The organism is Candidatus Pelagibacter sp. HIMB1509 (assembly GCF_052047855.1).
GTDB lineage: Bacteria > Pseudomonadota > Alphaproteobacteria > Pelagibacterales > Pelagibacteraceae > Pelagibacter.
In genome coordinates, this window is the sequence record NZ_JBNAIU010000001.1 from 187,168 (window position 1) to 205,522 (window position 18,355).

19 protein-coding genes are annotated in these 18,355 nt (G+C 28.0%); 11 read left to right on the forward strand and 8 right to left on the reverse strand.

The features are described 5' to 3' along the window. The first annotated feature begins 5 nt into the window (after window positions 1-5). The 4 genes from dnaJ (at window position 6) to ACTTBO_RS00935 (ending at window position 3,666) form a co-directional block, all read left to right on the forward strand. The gene (dnaJ, locus tag ACTTBO_RS00920) at window positions 6-1,136 is read left to right on the forward strand and encodes a molecular chaperone DnaJ (RefSeq protein WP_440655785.1); all 1,131 of its coding nucleotides are present in this window, start codon (window positions 6-8) and stop codon (window positions 1,134-1,136) included. A 169-nt stretch (window positions 1,137-1,305) separates the two neighbouring features. Next, complete coding sequence (gene dapB / locus ACTTBO_RS00925; RefSeq protein ID WP_440655786.1) at window positions 1,306-2,082, forward strand: 4-hydroxy-tetrahydrodipicolinate reductase; 777 nt, start codon at window positions 1,306-1,308, stop codon at window positions 2,080-2,082. Further along, window positions 2,082-2,735, forward strand: coding sequence for an endonuclease III (gene nth, locus ACTTBO_RS00930; RefSeq protein WP_440655787.1), 654 nt, complete (start codon window positions 2,082-2,084; stop codon window positions 2,733-2,735). Before dapB ends, nth begins: the two co-directional genes overlap by 1 nt. 1 nt (window position 2,736) lies before the next feature. Beyond that, entirely contained in the window at window positions 2,737-3,666 is a 930-nt protein-coding gene (locus tag ACTTBO_RS00935; RefSeq protein WP_440655789.1) for an adenosine kinase, read from the forward strand. A gap of 101 nt (window positions 3,667-3,767) precedes the next feature. Here the strand turns inward: ACTTBO_RS00935 and ACTTBO_RS00940 are convergent, their stop codons facing one another. Then, window positions 3,768-4,331: a winged helix-turn-helix domain-containing protein gene (locus tag ACTTBO_RS00940; RefSeq protein WP_440655790.1), complete on the reverse strand. Its 564-nt coding sequence runs from the start codon at window positions 4,329-4,331 to the stop codon at window positions 3,768-3,770. A gap of 11 nt (window positions 4,332-4,342) precedes the next feature. Between ACTTBO_RS00940 and ACTTBO_RS00945 the strand changes: the two genes are divergently transcribed. Beyond that, window positions 4,343-4,837 carry a L,D-transpeptidase family protein gene (locus ACTTBO_RS00945; protein WP_440655791.1) on the forward strand — a complete coding sequence of 165 codons (495 nt, stop codon included), beginning with the start codon at window positions 4,343-4,345 and terminating at the stop codon, window positions 4,835-4,837. On the opposite strand, the gene ACTTBO_RS00950 is transcribed toward ACTTBO_RS00945, so the two are convergent. Continuing rightward, the gene (locus tag ACTTBO_RS00950) at window positions 4,834-5,493 is read right to left on the reverse strand and encodes a YggS family pyridoxal phosphate-dependent enzyme (protein ID WP_440655793.1); all 660 of its coding nucleotides are present in this window, start codon (window positions 5,491-5,493) and stop codon (window positions 4,834-4,836) included. The genes ACTTBO_RS00945 and ACTTBO_RS00950 overlap by 4 nt on opposite strands. Before the next feature lie 9 nt (window positions 5,494-5,502). Here ACTTBO_RS00950 and ACTTBO_RS00955 point away from each other — a divergent pair, with 9 nt between their 5' ends. Further along, complete coding sequence (locus ACTTBO_RS00955) at window positions 5,503-6,018, forward strand: thiamine phosphate synthase (protein ID WP_440655794.1); 516 nt, start codon at window positions 5,503-5,505, stop codon at window positions 6,016-6,018. A 61-nt stretch (window positions 6,019-6,079) separates the two neighbouring features. Here the strand turns inward: ACTTBO_RS00955 and ACTTBO_RS00960 are convergent, their stop codons facing one another. Further along, entirely contained in the window at window positions 6,080-7,066 is a 987-nt protein-coding gene (locus ACTTBO_RS00960) for a porin (protein ID WP_440655795.1), read from the reverse strand. Window positions 7,067-7,286: 220 nt separating this feature from the next. Here ACTTBO_RS00960 and ACTTBO_RS00965 point away from each other — a divergent pair, with 220 nt between their 5' ends. From ACTTBO_RS00965 to holA, 4 genes are read left to right on the forward strand one after another with little or no spacing between them, the layout of a single operon-like run. Next, window positions 7,287-7,844, forward strand: a complete 558-nt coding sequence (locus ACTTBO_RS00965; protein ID WP_440655796.1) for a DUF3576 domain-containing protein — start codon at window positions 7,287-7,289, stop codon at window positions 7,842-7,844. 18 nt (window positions 7,845-7,862) lie between these two features. Further along, window positions 7,863-10,397, forward strand: a complete 2,535-nt coding sequence (gene leuS, locus ACTTBO_RS00970) for a leucine--tRNA ligase (protein ID WP_440655797.1) — start codon at window positions 7,863-7,865, stop codon at window positions 10,395-10,397. Between the two features lie 7 nt (window positions 10,398-10,404). Continuing rightward, the gene (locus tag ACTTBO_RS00975) at window positions 10,405-10,857 is read left to right on the forward strand and encodes a hypothetical protein (protein ID WP_440655799.1); all 453 of its coding nucleotides are present in this window, start codon (window positions 10,405-10,407) and stop codon (window positions 10,855-10,857) included. Next, window positions 10,854-11,846 (forward strand): DNA polymerase III subunit delta, encoded by a 993-nt coding sequence (holA, locus tag ACTTBO_RS00980; RefSeq protein ID WP_440655800.1) that lies wholly within the window; start codon window positions 10,854-10,856, stop codon window positions 11,844-11,846. Before ACTTBO_RS00975 ends, holA begins: the two co-directional genes overlap by 4 nt. On the opposite strand, the gene ACTTBO_RS00985 is transcribed toward holA, so the two are convergent. The 5 genes from ACTTBO_RS00985 to mnmE form a co-directional block, all read right to left on the reverse strand. Further along, a complete protein-coding gene (locus ACTTBO_RS00985; RefSeq protein WP_440655801.1) occupies window positions 11,836-12,675 on the reverse strand; it encodes a ParB/RepB/Spo0J family partition protein in 840 nt (279 codons plus the stop codon). The genes holA and ACTTBO_RS00985 overlap by 11 nt on opposite strands. Continuing rightward, window positions 12,675-13,469 carry a ParA family protein gene (locus ACTTBO_RS00990; protein ID WP_440655802.1) on the reverse strand — a complete coding sequence of 265 codons (795 nt, stop codon included), beginning with the start codon at window positions 13,467-13,469 and terminating at the stop codon, window positions 12,675-12,677. Before ACTTBO_RS00990 ends, ACTTBO_RS00985 begins: the two co-directional genes overlap by 1 nt. 21 nt (window positions 13,470-13,490) lie before the next feature. Beyond that, window positions 13,491-14,135, reverse strand: a complete 645-nt coding sequence (locus tag ACTTBO_RS00995) for a 16S rRNA (guanine(527)-N(7))-methyltransferase RsmG (RefSeq protein WP_440655803.1) — start codon at window positions 14,133-14,135, stop codon at window positions 13,491-13,493. Then, window positions 14,135-16,006, reverse strand: coding sequence for a tRNA uridine-5-carboxymethylaminomethyl(34) synthesis enzyme MnmG (mnmG, locus tag ACTTBO_RS01000; RefSeq protein WP_440655805.1), 1,872 nt, complete (start codon window positions 16,004-16,006; stop codon window positions 14,135-14,137). Before mnmG ends, ACTTBO_RS00995 begins: the two co-directional genes overlap by 1 nt. Window positions 16,007-16,122: 116 nt before the next feature. Further along, window positions 16,123-17,454: a tRNA uridine-5-carboxymethylaminomethyl(34) synthesis GTPase MnmE gene (gene mnmE / locus ACTTBO_RS01005; RefSeq protein ID WP_440655806.1), complete on the reverse strand. Its 1,332-nt coding sequence runs from the start codon at window positions 17,452-17,454 to the stop codon at window positions 16,123-16,125. Window positions 17,455-17,500: 46 nt separating this feature from the next. Here mnmE and ACTTBO_RS01010 point away from each other — a divergent pair, with 46 nt between their 5' ends. After that, window positions 17,501-18,352, forward strand: coding sequence for a sulfotransferase domain-containing protein (locus ACTTBO_RS01010; protein ID WP_440655808.1), 852 nt, complete (start codon window positions 17,501-17,503; stop codon window positions 18,350-18,352). Window positions 18,353-18,355 lie beyond the last annotated feature (3 nt).

An 18,355-nucleotide genomic window follows, 5' to 3' on the forward strand; every position in this document is an offset into this window, starting at 1 on the left:
ATTTGATGGCTAAAAGAGACTATTATGATGTCCTAGGCGTTAGTAAAAGCGCGAGTCCTGATGAGCTTAAATCCGCATATAGAAAACTAGCAGTTAAATATCATCCAGATAAAAATCAAGGAGATTCAAAGGCTGAAGAAAAGTTTAAAGAAGCTAGTGAAGCTTACGGAATACTTTCAGACAAAGAAAAAAAGCAAAATTACGATAACTTTGGACATGCTGCATTTGAAAATGGTGGTGGTGGTAGACCAGGTGGCGGTTTTGGTGGTTTTAGTGGAGCTGATTTTTCTGATATTTTTGAGGATTTCTTTGGGGATTTTGGAGGTGGAGGAAGATCAAGAAACAGAAGATCAAATAACAGAGGTTCAGATTTAAGGTATGATTTATCAATTTCATTAGAAGAAGCTTATCATGGGAAAAAACAAGATATAAAATTTTCAACTACTGAACAATGTGGAACTTGCAAAGGTAATGGTTCAGAACCGGGCTATTCTCCAGACAGGTGTTCTTATTGTGGAGGAAATGGAAGAATAAGATCTAACCAAGGTTTCTTTACTGTTCAACAAACATGTCCACAATGTAATGGTAATGGTGAGGAAATAACTAATCCATGTAATGATTGTAATGGTCAGGGCAAAAAACAAGCATCCAAAAAAATATCTGTGACTATTCCTAAAGGTGTAGATGATGGTACAAGAATAAGGCTTGCTGGAAAAGGTGAAGCTGGCAGCAGAGGTGGTGCTACAGGTGATTTATATTTATTTATAAATGTTAAATCTCATGAACTATTTAAAAGATCAGATGAAAACCTATTTTTTGAATTTCCTCTGTCTCTTGCTGATGCAGCGCTTGGAACTACTATCGAAATACCAACAATTGATGGTGGACGAGCAAAAATAAAAATTCCAGATGGAACTCAAAATGGTAAACAATTCAGATTAAAAGGCAAAGGAATGCCATTTATGAGAAGAGGTGATTTTGGTGATTTATATGTTCAGGTAAAAACAGAGGTACCTGTATACCTAAATAAAAAACAAAAAGAATTATTGGAACAATTTAGAGAAATAGAAAACGACAAATCAAATCCAAGCATTAAAAAATTTTTTCAAAAAGCTAAAGATTTTTGGAAAAACTAAATTATGGAAATAGAAGAAATAATTCCATCAATAGCTTTAATATTAATACTAATTCTAATTTTACCTAGCTTCATAAAGTCAAACTTAAAGAAAAAAGTTTTTTTAAAAATTTAAGTATTTGGGGTGTCATTATAATTGTTCTTATGATATTTCTATATTTTATCACTTAATGAAAAAAATTAATTTAGCTATTTCAGGATGTATGGGAAAGATGGGTCAACAACTCATCAAGTCATCTAAGAAAAATAAAAATTTTAAATTAGTTACACTTACAGAAAATAGATTGGTAAATAAAAAATTTAATGGAATTAAACCTGAATTAAATTCTGATAAAGCCTTTAAAAAAACTGATGTGATTATTGATTTTACTGTTCCTAAGTGCACCCTTGAAATATTAAAAATAGCATCAAAATTAAGAAAAAAAGTAGTAATTGGTACCACTGGATTTACTAGAGCTCAAGAAAATCAAATTAAAAAATATTCAAAAAAAATATCTATTTTAAAAGCTGGTAACATGAGTTTGGGTGTAAATCTATTAATGTATTTAACTGAAATCGCATCGAAATCTTTAAATGATGAATACTTAATTAAAATATTTGAAGTGCATCACAAACATAAAAAAGACTATCCATCTGGTACAGCATTAATGCTTGGTAAAGGAATTGCTGATGGAAAAAATAAAAATTTGTATAATTTAATTGGTAAAAAGTTCTTAAATAAAAAATCTTTTCCTTATGGAAAAAAAATTAATTTTAACTCAATTAGAAAAGGTGAAATTATTGGTGAGCATGAGGTAAAATTCTCTAGTGGAAAAGAAATAATTACATTAAACCATGAGGCTTTTGATAGAGCACTTTATTCAGATGGAGCTTTGACTGCCTCTAAATGGTTAATGAAAAAAAAACCAGGATTATATTCGATGAGAGATTTGCTTAACTTTTCATAATGAATGAGAAACAAAAAGCAAAAATCATAATTAAAAATTTAAATAAAATTTATCCTAAAGCTCCCGTTCCTTTAAAAAGTAAAAATGTATTTACATTATTAATTTCTGTATTGTTATCTGCTCAGTGCACCGATGTAAATGTTAATAATGTGACTAAAGATATATACCCAAAATACTATAAACCTGAGCATTTTGTAAAATTAGGAAGAAAAAAAATTGAAAAATTAATAAAAAAAATTGGGATTTTTAGAATTAAAGCTAAAAGCATTTATTTGATGTCAAAACAGGTGCTAGAAAAACATAAAGGTAAAGTTCCAAAAACTTTTGAAGAACTTGAAAAATTACCTGGTGTAGGCCATAAAACAGCTAGTGTAGTTATGTCCCAAGGTTTTGGATATCCAGCTTTTGCTGTTGATACTCATATACATAGACTTGCACAAAGATGGGGTTTAACGAGTGGAAAAAATGTAGTTCAAACTGAAAAAGATTTAAAAAGAATTTTTCCAAAAAAAACTTGGTCTAGGCTTCATCTCCAAATAATTTTTTATGGACGAGAATACTGTAAAGCCAGAGATTGTTATGGTTTACAGTGCAAAATATGTACTACTTGCTACCCAAATAGAAAAAAACCTGTTATTACCAAAAAAGCTTAATATGAAAATTTTAGGAATAGGAAACGCTATTGTAGACGTCATTTGTAAAGTTGATGACAGTTTTATCGATCAAAACAACCTAACAAAAAGCACGATGAAATTATTTTTTAATGAAAATGAATTCAAAAACTTATTAACAAATCTAAAAATTGAAAAAACAGTTTCAGGTGGATCAGTTGCAAACTCAATAGTTGGTATATCTCAGCTTGGTAATAAAGCAGGCTTTATAGGAAAAATTTCAGATGATGAATTTGGTAGTAATTATGAAGAAGGATTAAAAAAAGAAAATGTAGAGTATTATTATTCAAAAAAGAAGGAAAAATTACCAACAGGGACTTGCTTAATATTAGTAACTCCGGACTCAGAAAGGACAATGTGCACCTTCTTAGGTACAGCTGGAAAAATTAATGAAAATGACGTTAGTTCTGATGCTATTAAAAAAAGTGAAATAATATTTTTAGAAGGTTATTTGTGGGATGAAGGAGAACCCAAAAAAGCATTTGATAAGGCTATAAATAATGCAAATAAAGTTGCAATGTCTCTTTCGGATCTATTTTGTGTGGATAGACACAAACCTCACTTTTTAAATTTAGTTAAAAGCAAACTCGATATAACTTTTGCTAACGAACAAGAAATTACTTCATTAATTGACGCAAAAAATTTTGATGAAGTTATAAATTTTTCAAAACAACTTAATAAATTAATGATTGTAACTAGAGGAGAAAAGGGTGCTGTTGCCATTAATAATGATGAAGTTTTTGAAACCGAAACTCAAAAAAATTTAAAAATTGTTGATCTTACAGGTGCAGGCGATCTCTTTGCTGCTGGTTTTTTACATGGTTACATTAATAAATTATCTACAAGAGAATGTCTTGAAAAAGGTACTGAAATGTCATCAAAAGTAATCCAACAAATTGGGGCAAGACTTTAAATTAACTTTTCTTTCTTTTAAAACTCCCCTTACCTTTTTTTGGCTTGATAGTTTTTGGTTTATACTTTTTCGAAAATAAATTTTTTGCAATAGGATTTTTTTTACTTAATTTGATAACCATTTTTTTTGCTGATTATAAATTCATTATCCTTAAAAGAATTTAGAATTTTTTTTCTTAAACGATATATATGAGTCTCAACTGTATGGGTTTCTATATCAGATTGATAACTCCATACTTTTTCTTGCAAAACATCAATGCTAACAGGTTCGTTTGATCTAGATAAAAAAATAATTGTATTTATCTCTTTTTCCGTCAATTTAAGCTTGATATTTTTCGCAAAAATTTCTCTAGAGTTTAAATCAATAACATAATTTTTCAGTTTAAATTCTGATTGATTATTAAATTGCGTTTTTAACAGTTCAATATTTATTTTTTCTATCAATTTAGAAATACTTATTGGGATGCTATTTAAAACAAATTGATGATCAATGTATGAATATTTTTTATTTGTTATTATCAAACAATTATTAAAATTTTTAATTTTATCATTTAAATTTTTTTCATTATCTACGAATAAAACATTAAAATTTAAATCTAATCCTAGTTCTTGAAGAATATGATATAGTTTTTCAAATTTATATATTATTAAATTCTTATTGATCACTAAGATAACATATGACAATTTTTGTAAAAAATAAACATACACTTCAAATAGATGAATTTAAATTTAAATGCTGTGTTGGAAAAAAAGGTTTAAGTAAATATAAAAAAGAAGGAGATAAAAAAACTCCAAAGGGTAACTTTCAAATTGAACATCTTTATTTTAGAAAAGATCGTTTAGAAAAACCACTAACTTCACTAAAATGTATTAAAATAGAAAAAAATATGGGCTGGTGTAATGATACAAAGTTACCAAAAATGTATAATAAATTTTTCAAAATAAGAAAAAAAGTTAAACATGAGAAATTATATAGAACAGATTATAAATATGATTTAATGATACCAATTAAATATAACTTTAAAAATCCAATCATTGGTAAAGGAAGTTGTATATTCATTCATTTAACAAAAAATTATAAACCTACTGCTGGGTGCGTTGGTTTAATCAAGAAAGACTTTTTAGTTATGTTAAAGTTAATAAATAAGAATACAAAAATAAAGATTTTTTAAGACCTTGCTCCAAAAATACCAGACCCTATCCTAACATATGTTGAAAGGTATTGAGTAGCTAAAAGAAAATCTGAGGACATCCCCATGCTTAATTCAGTAAAACCTAAAACGTTATTTAGCTCTTTCATGTCTTTAAAATAATTATCTGGATCAACGTTTATTGGAGGGATGCACATTAAACCAATCAAATCTAATCCGATTTCTTTGCAATAATTAGCGAGTTGAATAACATGGTTCTTGCTAATTCCTGATTTTTGATTTTCATTACCTATGTTAACTTGCAGAAATATTTTAATTTTTTTTCCAATTTTATTTTGTTCATCACAAATTTTTTTAGCAAGCTTTTCACTATCCACTGAGTGGATGTAATCAAATATTCGAACTGCAAATTTGACCTTATTGGTTTGCAGTCTTCCAATCATATGTAGTTTTACTTTTGAATTTGTTTTTTTGATGTTGGTCCATTTTTCGATAGCTTCCTGAACTTTATTTTCTCCAAAATCAATATGGCCATAATCTATAAGCGGTAGAATTTTATCTATACAAAAAGTTTTGGATACAGCAATAACTTTAGGATTATTATTAATATTTAACTTATTAAGATGATTTTTAATATTATTTTCAATATCTAATAAGTTTTTTACAGTATTATGCATATATACAAGATGAACAAATATTACTTTATAAATAAATTTGATACAAATAATATAAACAAGCAAGATAAACGAACCATCATAATTTACAGAAACTATTCTTCAGATATCCTAGATGAAAAGGTTATTCTTAATATAAAAAAATATTGTAAAAAAAAATCTATTAAATTTTATTTATCTAATAACATAAGATTAGCTTTGAAATTGGGCTTAGATGGTGCTTACATTCCAGCATTTAATACTGATTTAAAACATTTAGCCTACACCTTTAAAAAAAATTTTGTAATTATTGGTTCTGCACACAATCTAAAAGAGATCAGAATTAAAGAAAGACAAAATGTTAAAAAAATTTTTTTATCATCGTTATTTAAAAAAAATAAAAATTATTTAGGAATTAATAGATCAAAACTACTCTCAAAACTTACTAAAAAAGATATAGTTATGTTAGGTGGAATTACAAAAAAAAATAAAAAACTAATTAATCTTTTAAAACAATCTGATTTTGCAGGAATATCTTACTTTGAATAATTAAAGGCTAAAAAAAAAGGCCCCTAAAAGGGGGCCTTTTTAAAATTAATTCTAATTTAAATTAGAATGCAAACGCTAGGTCTATTGCGTAACCTGAAATGTCGTTTACCGCAGTAGTTTCACCACCTCTGTTTTCTTCATCAACAAACGCTGCTGCTAATGTCATAGAACCCATTGTGTATGAAAACGAGATGTTTGTAGATTCTTGGTCAACACCTTTATCACCAGCATTATAAGCTGACGCATGGTAACCAATAGTCAAATCATCATTTACTTGGTAAGTAATACCAGATGCTGAGAACTCATCAGAATTTGCTGCTGTAGCTGCATCTATTTCTGATTCTTGCATACCAACTGTAATAGGACCATATGCGTATTTAACATACATAGTACTATTGTCAGTTTCTGATCCAGCAGTAGCATTGTCTTCACCTTGTGCATAACCAAGTGTTAAACCTTCAATACCTGTATACTCAACAGCTACGTCTGTAGAACTTGACGCTTCAGTAGAACCTTGTGGAACGTAAGACAAAGATAATTTTAGACCATCCATCAAATCAGAGTTTGAATAGTGGAACATGTTATCTGAACCAGCACTTCCAATTGAATCAAAGTTAGTTGAAGCAGTTGCAGTTACAGATCCGTTATCTGGGCTATTTGATAAAATATCCCATGCTTCACCGTATGCAGTTGGCATAACATCATCAACAGCACCCATTGCTGAGCTTCCACCGTGACCACCAAAAGTAACAGTACCCATACCATTAGTATCGATTACTATACTTCTGCTGTCCATAAACTGACCAGAAGCAGCTGAAGCGTTGTTATCTAATTCGAAAGAAACAGTAACGTTCATACCATTATCCATTTCTCCACCACCTGAAAAAGTAACAGAGTCAGTCATTGACCAACCATTTCCAGAAGTACCTTTGTCGGCACCTGCAAAGTTAATACCTGCAGAACCAGTCGCTTCTAAACTACCAGCAAATGCTGAAGTAGCTACAAGTGAACCTGCTAATGCAGTTAAACCTATTTTTTTAATGTTCATATTAATTACTCCTTTAATTAATTGTTAATTATTAATAATAAACATTGGATAAATAACATGTTTGCTTGATTTTTTATTAATAATAGAATTTTAAACTTGAAAAAATTATCACTTGTTGCATATTTGCAACACAAAAATTGCTATATTTGAGTTAAAATTAACCAATTTTAGCATTTTAATATATAAGTCTCATAATGTTCGTTTAAATAAATATAACAAAATGAATTCACCAAAACACATTATTTTGCTTTTTACCATATTTTTATTATTGAGTGGTTGTAACGGTAAGTTGCCTGGAGCTGATGCAAGAAAAGTTCCCTATGATCCTGCTGAAAGAGTGAAAAAAAATATAGAAGAGGGAAGAGGATTTAGGTTAATGGATTCTGTTTCTACAGGAAGAGGTGGAGATTTTGAGTTTGCAAGCTCCAATGAGTTATGGCGAGCATCCTTGGATGTGATTGATTTTATGCCTTTATCATCAGTAAATTATAGTGGTGGCATGATAATTACTGATTGGTATTCAGATCAAAATAATAACGGAGAAAGTATAAAAATTTCAATAAGATTTTTAACTAATGAAGTAAGGTCAGATGCCATAAGTATTAAAGTATTTTATAAAAATTGTGCAACAACCAATAACTGTGTAATCAGTGAAAAAGAGGGCAAAATTGTAACGCAGTTAAAAAAAGAAATACTTAAAATTGCTGCTCAGTATAAAGAAGTAGAGGATAAAGAAAATTTTAAGCCTTATAAAGCTTTTGAAAGAGACAGAAGATAATCCTTTAATTTAATTTTCGTGGATAGATATAATTTTAAAATAGTAGAAAAAAAATGGCAAGATAAATGGGAAAAAAATAAAACTTTTTTATCAAAAATTGATCACACAAAAAAAAAATTTTATTGCTTAGAAATGTTTCCATATCCATCAGGGAAAATTCATATGGGACATGTTAGAAATTATACAATCGGAGATGTTCTAGCTAGATATAAATCTTTAAAAAATTATAATGTCCTCCATCCAATGGGCTGGGATTCTTTCGGAATGCCTGCTGAAAATGCCGCCCGACAAAATAATTTAGACCCAAAGACTTGGACTGAAAAAAATATTTCAGTAATGAAAAAACAACTTAAAAAATTAGGACTATCTATCGATTGGAGTAAAGAAATTTCTACTTGCTCAAAGGAATATTATAGACATCAGCAACAGTTTTTTTTAGAATTATTTGACAAAGGACTTGTCTACAGAAAAGAAAATTATGTAAATTGGGACCCAATTGATCAAACTGTCTTAGCAAATGAACAAGTTGTTGACGGTAGGGGCTGGAGATCGGGAGCAGTTGTTGAGAGAAAGAAACTTAATCAATGGTTTTTTAAAATTACTAAATTCTCTAATGAATTATTGAATGGTTTAGGTAACTTAAAAGAATGGCCAAATAAAGTAAAAGTAATGCAATCAAATTGGATTGGAAAATCCTATGGATGCGAAGTTAATTTTAAAATTGAGTCCCAAAAAAAAATTAAAGAAATTAAATGCTATACAACTAGACCAGATACATTATTTGGGATGTCTTTTTTAGCTTTATCTGTTGATCATCCAATAGCAAAATTTTATGAACAAGACCCAGAATTTATAAAATTTAAAGAAGAATGTTCTAGAACAGGCACAACAGAGGAATCCATCGCAATAGCAGAAAAACTTGGATATAAAACAGAATTACTAGCTATCAATCCTTTAGATGAAAATATGAAAGTCCCAGTATATTTCGCAAATTTTGTATTGATGGATTATGGATTAGGTGCTGTTTTTGGTTGTCCAGCTCACGATCAACGAGATTTAGATTTTGCAAAAAAATATAAACTATCAGTTACACCAGTGGTAAAGCCAGATAAGGATGAAATTTTTGAAATAAAAGATAAAGCATATACTGGAGAAGGAAAACTATTTAACTCAAAATTTTTAAATAATCTCAAAGTTCCAGAACAATCAATTAATGAAACAATTAATTACTTAGAAAAAAATAAACTTGGGAAAAAAAAAACTAACTTTAGACTAAAAGATTGGGGAATTTCTAGACAGAGATATTGGGGTTGCCCAATTCCAATTGCGTATGATGAAAAAAACAATCCAATTAAAATACCATTAGATAAATTGCCAGTAGAACTACCAGAAATAAAAAAATTTAACTCAAATGGTAATCCCTTAGAGGAAATGGAAGATTGGAAAAACATAGAAATATATGGAAAAAAATGCAAAAGAGAAACTGATACGTTAGATACATTTGTTGACTCTTCCTGGTATTTTTTGAGATTTTGTTCTTCAAAAAACTCGACCTATGGTTTCAATGACTCAGAAATTAAATATTGGATGCCAGTAGACCAATATATAGGAGGTGTTGAACACGCAATATTACACTTACTCTATTCAAGATTTTTTATGCATGCTCTTTCATATAAAAATAATAAGTTAAACTTGCATGAGCCATTTAAGGGATTATTTACACAAGGAATGGTCTGTCATGAGACATATAAAGATGAAGATGGCAATTGGGTAAGTCCTGATGAAATAATATCTAAAGATGGTATGAAATTTTTAAAAAAAGATCAGTCCAAAAAGATTAAAGTTGGACCATCTGAATCGATGTCTAAATCAAAAAAAAATACTATTGATCCAGAGGAAATTATCAAAAATTATGGAGCTGACTCGGTAAGATTATTTATCTTATCTGATAGTCCTCCAGAAAAAGATGTGCAGTGGTCTGATGAGGGTATGACTTCTTCATTTAAGTTTATTCAAAAATTATGGACGTTAAATAATAAAATTTTAGAACAAATAAATGCAAATCATAATGAAGTGTCAACAAATGATCTTGAAAAAATAGCAAGTAATTTTATTAAAAATGTAGAAAATAATATTGAAAATTTTAGTTACAATAAAATCGTTGCAAACCTACATGAAATTTATTCTGCTTTAAATAGAATAGTTAATAATAAAATTAAAAGCGAAGATTGGATAAAAAATTATAAAAATATTCTTATAACGATGTCTCCTATCATACCTCATTTTTCAAATGAATGTTTAGAGTTACTTGGAGAAAAAAATCAATTTAAATGGCCATCTATTAATAAAAACATTCTATTTGAAAAAAATGTAAACTTTGTTGTTCAAGTCAATGGAAAAACAAGAGGTGTATTAAATATAAATAGAGATACTAGTGAAGATGAAATTTTAAAAAATATTAGAGAAAATGATAAAATTAGCAAACATATCAAAACCAAGTCAGTAAAAAAAACAATATTTATTCCAAATAAATTAATTAATGTAATATTATAAACTAATTGTGAAAAATCATTTTATATTAATCTCTTTTTTATTTTTTACAGCTTGTGGATTTACACCTATATATAAAGATTTTTCTGCAGAAAATTTAAATATCCAAATTAATAGTCTTTCTGGTGATAAAACCATAAATGATACTATTAATAAAAAAATAAATATTATTTCAGATGAAAACAGTGACAAATTTTATGTTTTAAATATTGATACTAATTTAAATAAAATACCAATATCTAAAAATAAAAAAGGGAAAACCACTATTTTTAAGTTAACAGCAAGTTCAAAAGTTAATATTAAATTTAAATCTAAAAATAAAATAGTTTCTATCAATCAAAGTTCAAACTTAGAAATTAGTGATGACAATTTTGATACAGACACATACGAAAAAACTATTAAAGAAAATTTTGGTACTGCTATAGCTAACGAAATTATTTTAGTTATTAATTCAATGAAATGATAATTAAATCCCAAGAAATTAATAAAATTACGAAAAAAAATTTTGCATTTCTGTTATTCTACGGCAAAAATCAAGGACTTAAAACTGAGGTTATTAACAATTTATTAAGGAACGAAGTCGAAATCTTAAAGTATGAAGAAAGTGAAGTTTTAGAAAAACCAAATGAATTTTATGAAAGCTTAGTATCAAAATCATTATTTGACGAAAAAAAAAATATAATAATTAAAAGAGCAACAGACAAAATAATTAAATTATTAAACAGTATAATCGAAAAAGATTTAGAAGATATTTTAATAATAGTTGAAGCAAATGTTTTAGAAAAAAAATCAAAATTAAGAACTTTATTTGAAAATAATAAAAAATGTGCATGTGTTCCATTTTATGAAGAAAATGAACAAACATTATATAAATTTGCATTTAATTTTTTTAAAAATAAAAATATTTCCATTTCACCAATTAATATAAATTTGATTATAAAAAAAAGTAATAACGACAAGCAAAACTTACTTAATGAATTAAATAAAATTGAACTTTACACTAAAAGTGGAAAAAAAGTTTCAGATGAAATTATATCTAAATTAACAAACTTATCAGAAAATTACAGCGTTTCAGAACTAACTGACAATTGTCTGACTATGAACAAAAAAAAAGTTATAAATATTTTAAGCGAAAATAATTTCAATCATGATGATTGCATGCTAATTATAAGAACATTATTAAATAAATCTAAAAAAATCCTTAAACTTTTAAATGAGTATGAAATAAATAATAATATAGATTTGACAATTTCATCAGCAAAACCCCCTATTTTCTGGAAAGATAAGGAAATTATTAAGCAACAAATTTACGAATGGAAGCCTAAAAACATTAAAAATTTAATTTTTAAAATAAATAAAATAGAGTTAATAATAAAAAAAAACTTTGATAATTCTGTTTATTTAATCACAGATTTTCTTTTGAAACAATGTTCTAACAAAACTAATAATTAGATTTAATAATATCAATAATTTTGTTTAATTGATCTAAATCCTTATATTCAAAACTAATTTTTCCTTTGTTTCTTTTGTTATTTTGAATATCAACATTTAAACCAATTTTATTCGAAATTGATAATTCGAGTGCGATTATATTAGTATCTTTTAAAGTTTTTATTTTCTTTTTATTTTTGAAGATCTTAACGAAATTTTCAGCTTGTCTAACAGATAATTTTTTTTCAATAATTTTATTTGCAACAAAACTAGCATTGTCAAGCCCAACTAAAATTTTAGCGTGACCAGCTGTTAATTTTTGAGTTTCAATTAATTTTATTACATCATCTGGCAAATTTAAAAGCCTTAAAGAATTAGTAATGTGACTTCGACTTTTCCCAATAAATTTTGATACTTTTTCTTGATCATAAGAGAATTCATCAATTAACCTTTTATAGCCTTGAGCTTCCTCAAGAGGGTTTAGATCATGCCTTTGAACATTTTCTACAATTGCATATTCTAAAGACTTTAAATCGTCAGCTTCAGTAATAACAACAGGAACTTTGTGTAGACCTGCCCTTTGTGCTGCAAGCCACCTTCTCTCTCCTGCTATTATTTCAAATTTTCCTCCACCATCATTTGATTTTCTAACAATGATTGGTTGTATCATTCCCCTTTCTTTAATTGAATTTGTCAGATCAATTAAATTGTTCTCATCAAATATTTTTCTTGGTTGATATTTATTTGGAACAAGGTCGATAATTTGTAATTCATTTTTCTCTGACACTACTTTAGCTTCACCAATCAATGATGATAAACCTCTCCCCAGACCTTTTTTAATTTTATCCATTAAGCAGCACTTCCTATTGTTGATTCTTGATTTATAAATTCATCTGTAAAACTAAAATACGACTTACTACCTGGGCATGATTTATCATAAATTAAAACTGGCATTCCATGCGAAGGTGCTTCTGATAATCTAACATTCCTAGGTATTACTGTTGAGTAAACTTTTTCACTAAAATAATCTCTTGCTTCCTTTTCAACTTGTGAAGATAACTTATTTCTTTTGTCATACATTGTTAAAAGTATACCTCTGATTTTTAATTCTGGATTTAAACTTACTTTTATTCTTTCAATTGTCTTCATAAGCTGAGTTAGACCCTCAAGAGCAAAAAATTCTGTCTGTAGAGGGACCAGTAACGAGCTTGAACAAACAAGAGCCATGACAGTTAATAGACTGAGAGAGGGAGGGCAGTCAATTAGTATATAATCGTAAGATCCTTCAGAATCATTTAAATAAGCGGCTAATTTACGCTTTAAAATAAAAGCTCTATTTGTATCATCAGCTGTTTCAACCTCGAGACCTGATAAGTCAACATTAGAAGTTACTAAATCCAAATTTTCAAACTGGGTTTTCTTAATTACTTGATAAATTTCTTTAGTTCCATTCAAGACCCCATAAATTGTATCAATAGAGTTATCCATGTTAGATAATCCAAGGCCTGTAGTTGCATTTCCCTGAGGATCTAGGTCTATAACTAAAATTTTTTTATTAAGTTGTGATAGTCCAGCTGCAAGATTTATTACTGTTGTAGTTTTTCCTACCCCACCCTTTTGATTTATGACTGAAATAATTTGCATTTAATTTTATTTAAAATTTTTTTAATTTTTTTTTTTAATTTTTTTAATATTTATCAAAAATGAATCCTTACTTGTTAAACTTTTCTTTTCTATATATTCTAAATTCCATTTTTTTTTAGAATTTTCAAAAACTTTTTTTCCACTTCTGCCCATAAAGAAAATTAAATTTTTATATTTCGAAAAATTTTCATAAACTAAATCTAAAACAACAGGCATAGGTTTAAACGCTCTCGACATAATTGTTCCTGTCTCTAAATTTTTTATCTCGAAAATATTTTTTTGAAAAACTTTTGTATTTAAATTCAATTTTTCTGAAACTTCTTTTAAAAAATGGCTTTTATGGTAGCTTTTTTCATACAGATGCACATTCATTTTATTTTTCATGTTTTTTAGTATAATTGCCATTATAATTCCCGGGAAACCTGCTCCAGAACCTAAATCTGTGGTCGTATCACTATTTAAATCAATAAAATCAATTATTTGTGCTGAATCTATAATATGACGCTCAATTATTACGTTTTTTGATGCTGTATTTTCACCAATTATGTTAATTTTTTTATTTTTTTCAAGAATCATAGATATATAATTTTCAAAGTCTAAAAATGTTTCACGTGAAACATTTAGATCATTAAGTCTAGAGTAAGAATTTAAAATTTCTTGATCCATTAAGCTATATGCTTAATAGACTTTCTTTTTACGTGTGACAACAAAATATATACAGCTGCTGGGGTTATTCCATCAATTCTTAAAGCTTGACCCATAGTTTTAGGCTTTATTTCTTTAAATTTAGCTTTAACCTCATTAGACAAACCTGAAAGCTCATCATAATTAATTTTATCAGGAATAATTAAGTTCTCATCCCTCTTAAATGCTAAAATATCTGCTTTTTGCTTCTTTAAATACCCCCTGTAATGAGCATTAATTTCTACTTGTTCATCAATTTCTTTACTAAAATAGGGTATTTCAGGCCATATTTCTCTAATTTTACTCATATTTACATCTTTTTGGGTTAGCACCTCATTTGAAGACCTCAATATTCCATCTTTCGCTATTTTAATCCCAAATTTTTCTGCTTTAGAGGGTGAAATACTAGATTTATTCATTTTTAAATTAATTTTTTCAATTTTATCAAATTTATCCAAATATAAAGCTTTTCTTTCGTCTCCAATTAATCCAATTTCTATTCCCTTAGGTGTTAATCTTTGATCTGCATTATCTGCTCTCAAACTTAATCGATATTCTGCTCTTGATGTAAACATACGGTATGGCTCCGCAACTCCCTTAGTAACTAAATCATCAATCATTACACCAATATAGGCATCAGATCTATCAAGGATAAAAGGCTCAGAATTTTTAACAGATAAAGCTGCATTTATACCAGCTATAAGGCCTTGCGCAGCTGCTTCTTCATATCCTGTTGTTCCGTTAATCTGCCCAGCAAGATAAAGATTGCTGATCTTCTTAGTTTCAAGGGTCAAGAATAGTTCACGTGGATCTATATAGTCATATTCTATAGCATAACCTGGTCTTATAATAGTAACATTCTCTAAACCGTTGATATTATTACATATTTCTTTTTGTACTTCGAATGGAAGCGATGTGGAGATCCCATTTGGGTAAATTGTGTGATCATTAAGCCCTTCTGGCTCTAAAAAAATCTGATGACGAACTTTATCTGCAAATTTTACTATCTTATCTTCTATAGATGGACAATATCTTGGACCTACCCCTTTTATATTACCTGAGTAAATTGCACTTTTAGATAAATTTTTTTCTATAATTTTATGAACCTTCTCATTGGTATAAGTCATGCGACATGACACTTGTTTGTTTAAATTTTTTTTAGTTAGGAAAGAAAAATAATAGGGATCATCATCTGCAAATTGTTCTTCAAGGTTTTCAAAATTAATTGTTCTTGCGTCTAACCTTGGAGGTGTTCCAGTTTTTAATCTTCCAATTTTAAAATCATATTTTGCTAATTGTTCACTTAAACCTGTTGAAGGTTTTTCATCATACCTTCCTGCTGGTGTTCTTTCATCACCTATATGTATCAAACCATTTAAAAAAGTTCCTGTTGTTAATATTAACTTATTACATGATACCTTTTTACCTTCTTTTGTTTCAAAACCATTTATAGCATTATTATTAAAAATAAACTTTATTACAGGGTCTGAAAAAATACTTAAATTACAATAGTTTATCAGTTTTTCTTGCATAAATTTACGATATAGTGCCCTATCTGATTGCGTTCTTGGTCCACGCACAGCTGGCCCTCTGCTTCTATTTAATAATCTAAATTGTATGCCTGATTTATCTGCAACATCTCCCATAACACCATCGAGTGCATCTATCTCTCGAACTAAATGACCTTTACCTAAACCACCTATTGCAGGATTACATGACATCTCACCAATCGTTTCTATTTTATGAGTGAATAGGGCAGTGTTTACACCTAGACGAGCAGAAGCTGCAGCTGCCTCACATCCTGCATGACCACCACCAATTACAACTACATCAAATGACAAATCGTTTTTCATGAGTTGAATTTATATGTGAATACATAATTTACAAGACAGGCTCATTTTTTTGTAAATAAACATTAATTATCAACAGTTTTTGATAAAAATGTCTAAAAAACAAGGAAAATGGGGGATTATTTACCGATGCAAAAATCGTTGAAAATACTACCTAATATCTCTTCTACATCAACTTTTCCAACGATCATACCTAAATGTCTAGTAGCTAATCTTAAATCTTCTGCTGCTTTATCAAAATCTTCTATTTCTTTTTTTTGATTAAAGTTATTCAAATGTTCTAAGCACTGTTCTAAATGTTGTCTGTGTCTTTCTCTAGTAATTAAAATATCATCGCTTGTTATAAATTTATTTTTTAAATTATTTTTTATTTTTGAAATTAGCTCATCAATATTTTTATTATTTTTAATTGAGATTAAAACATGATTTATATTTTTAATTTCTGAATCAATTTCTTTTTCTAAAAGATCAGACTTGTTAATAACTAAGATTGCATTTTCATCTAATAAGCCCTTCAAAACACCAGTAAAATCAAGGCTTTTTACATCTATCACTACAAGCTTTAAATCTGCTTCATCAGCTTTATTTAAAGATAATTTAATACCTTTTTTTTCTATCTCATCTTTAGAATCTCTTATTCCTGCGGTGTCAGATATTATTACAGGATAACCATCAATATTAAGATGAGTTTCGATAACATCTCTTGTGGTACCAGCTATTTCAGAAACAATTGCAACATCTCTATTTGATAAATAATTTATTAAACTAGATTTCCCTGCATTAGTAGGTCCAAGAATTGCAATCTTAAAACCCTCTCTAATTCTTTCTCCAACTTTTTGATCATTTAAAATCTTTTTAATTTTTTGAATAACATCATTTAAGTTATTTTTGATTTCATCCAAAATATTGTTTGGTAGATCTTCATCAGGAAAATCAATTTTAGCTTCAACATGAGCCAAAATTTTTAAAAGTTTTTCTCTTAAAAAATTAAATTGATCAGCAGATTTGCCATTCATAACTTTAATAGCTTGTTGCCTTTGAATTTCTGTTTCAGAAGAAATTAAATCAGAGATGCTTTCTGCTTCTAATAAATTTATTTTTCCATTTTGAAATGCAAGTTTAGTAAATTCACCTGGTTCAGCTAATCTGCAATTTTCGATTTGAGAAATGGAAGAGTGAAGTGCATCTACTACAGCTTTACTACCATGAACTTGTATCTCGGCCATATCTTCGCCTGTATAGCTTTGGGGGCCAGGAAACCAAAGAATTAATCCCTCATCAATTAGTTCAGATGTGTTGATTTTGTTGATTTTTCTTAATGTTGCGACACGAGGTTTTGGGGGATTTTTTCCTGTTAGAAGTTTAATTACTTGTGAGGTGTCTTTTCCTGAAATTCTAATAATTGCTACACCAGAAATTCCTGGTCCTGATGAAAGTGCATAAATTGTCATCAATTTTTATTATAGCTATATATTATCTTTAATTATATAAATTTTTATGATCATTTGGTTGGCGTCTTATCCTAAAAGTGGAAATACTTACGTAAGAGCATTTCTTTCAGCATATTACTTTTCCGATAATGGTCAATTTGATTTTAATCTGATTTCTAATATTGATCAATTTCCACATGAAAAATACTTTAATCAAAAAGTCGATAATTTTGAGGAAGCTTCAAAATTATGGATACCCATTCAAAAAAAAATTAATAAAGACAAGAAAATTAGATTCTTTAAAACACATAGCTTTTTAGGGAATTATAAAGGTAACGAATTCGCTTCACATGAAACCACACTTGGTGCAATTTATATAATACGTGATCCCAGAAATGTGTTCACTTCTATTAAAAATCATTATTCATTAGACAATGAAAAAGCTCTGGAAATGATTACAGATAAAACAAGAAGTTTAATGTCAAATAATGGTTCGCATGCTTCTCTGACTTATATAAGTTCATGGGCTGAAAATTACTTATCTTGGTTTAGAAATAATAAATTTAGAAGATTTTTTGTTAAATATGAAGATCTTATAGAAAATAGATATGAAACCTTTAGAGATTTAATTGTATTTACGAATGCTCTAATGAATAACGTAGAAGGAGTAAATAAATTAAAATTGCAAAAAGCTATAGAGACTACAAATTTTAATATTCTGAAAAAAAGAGAGATGAGTGAAACTTTTAATAACACAGATAATAGTTTTAAAAATTGGAGAAAATTTCATTCTGAAAATAAAAACTTATTCTTTAACCTTGGCCCTGAAAATAATTGGGAAAAAATTTTAGAAAGGGAATTTGCTGAAAAAATTAAAACTGGTTTTAAAAAAGAAATGAAAGAATTGAAATATTTGTAAAAA

Coding starts and splice junctions, on each gene's coding strand:
- dnaJ (WP_440655785.1), top strand. CDS start 6: ATGGCTAAAAGAGACTATTATGATGTCCTAGGCGTTAGTAAAAGCGCG.
- dapB (WP_440655786.1), top strand. CDS start 1,306: ATGAAAAAAATTAATTTAGCTATTTCAGGATGTATGGGAAAGATGGGT.
- nth (WP_440655787.1), top strand. CDS start 2,082: ATGAATGAGAAACAAAAAGCAAAAATCATAATTAAAAATTTAAATAAA.
- ACTTBO_RS00935 (WP_440655789.1), top strand. CDS start 2,737: ATGAAAATTTTAGGAATAGGAAACGCTATTGTAGACGTCATTTGTAAA.
- ACTTBO_RS00945 (WP_440655791.1), top strand. CDS start 4,343: ATGACAATTTTTGTAAAAAATAAACATACACTTCAAATAGATGAATTT.
- ACTTBO_RS00950 (WP_440655793.1), bottom strand. CDS start 5,493: ATGCATAATACTGTAAAAAACTTATTAGATATTGAAAATAATATTAAA.
- ACTTBO_RS00955 (WP_440655794.1), top strand. CDS start 5,503: ATGAACAAATATTACTTTATAAATAAATTTGATACAAATAATATAAAC.
- ACTTBO_RS00960 (WP_440655795.1), bottom strand. CDS start 7,066: ATGAACATTAAAAAAATAGGTTTAACTGCATTAGCAGGTTCACTTGTA.
- ACTTBO_RS00965 (WP_440655796.1), top strand. CDS start 7,287: ATGAATTCACCAAAACACATTATTTTGCTTTTTACCATATTTTTATTA.
- holA (WP_440655800.1), top strand. CDS start 10,854: ATGATAATTAAATCCCAAGAAATTAATAAAATTACGAAAAAAAATTTT.
- ACTTBO_RS00985 (WP_440655801.1), bottom strand. CDS start 12,675: ATGGATAAAATTAAAAAAGGTCTGGGGAGAGGTTTATCATCATTGATT.
- ACTTBO_RS00990 (WP_440655802.1), bottom strand. CDS start 13,469: ATGCAAATTATTTCAGTCATAAATCAAAAGGGTGGGGTAGGAAAAACT.
- ACTTBO_RS00995 (WP_440655803.1), bottom strand. CDS start 14,135: ATGGATCAAGAAATTTTAAATTCTTACTCTAGACTTAATGATCTAAAT.
- mnmG (WP_440655805.1), bottom strand. CDS start 16,006: ATGAAAAACGATTTGTCATTTGATGTAGTTGTAATTGGTGGTGGTCAT.
- mnmE (WP_440655806.1), bottom strand. CDS start 17,454: ATGACAATTTATGCACTTTCATCAGGACCAGGAATTTCTGGTGTAGCA.
- ACTTBO_RS01010 (WP_440655808.1), top strand. CDS start 17,501: ATGATCATTTGGTTGGCGTCTTATCCTAAAAGTGGAAATACTTACGTA.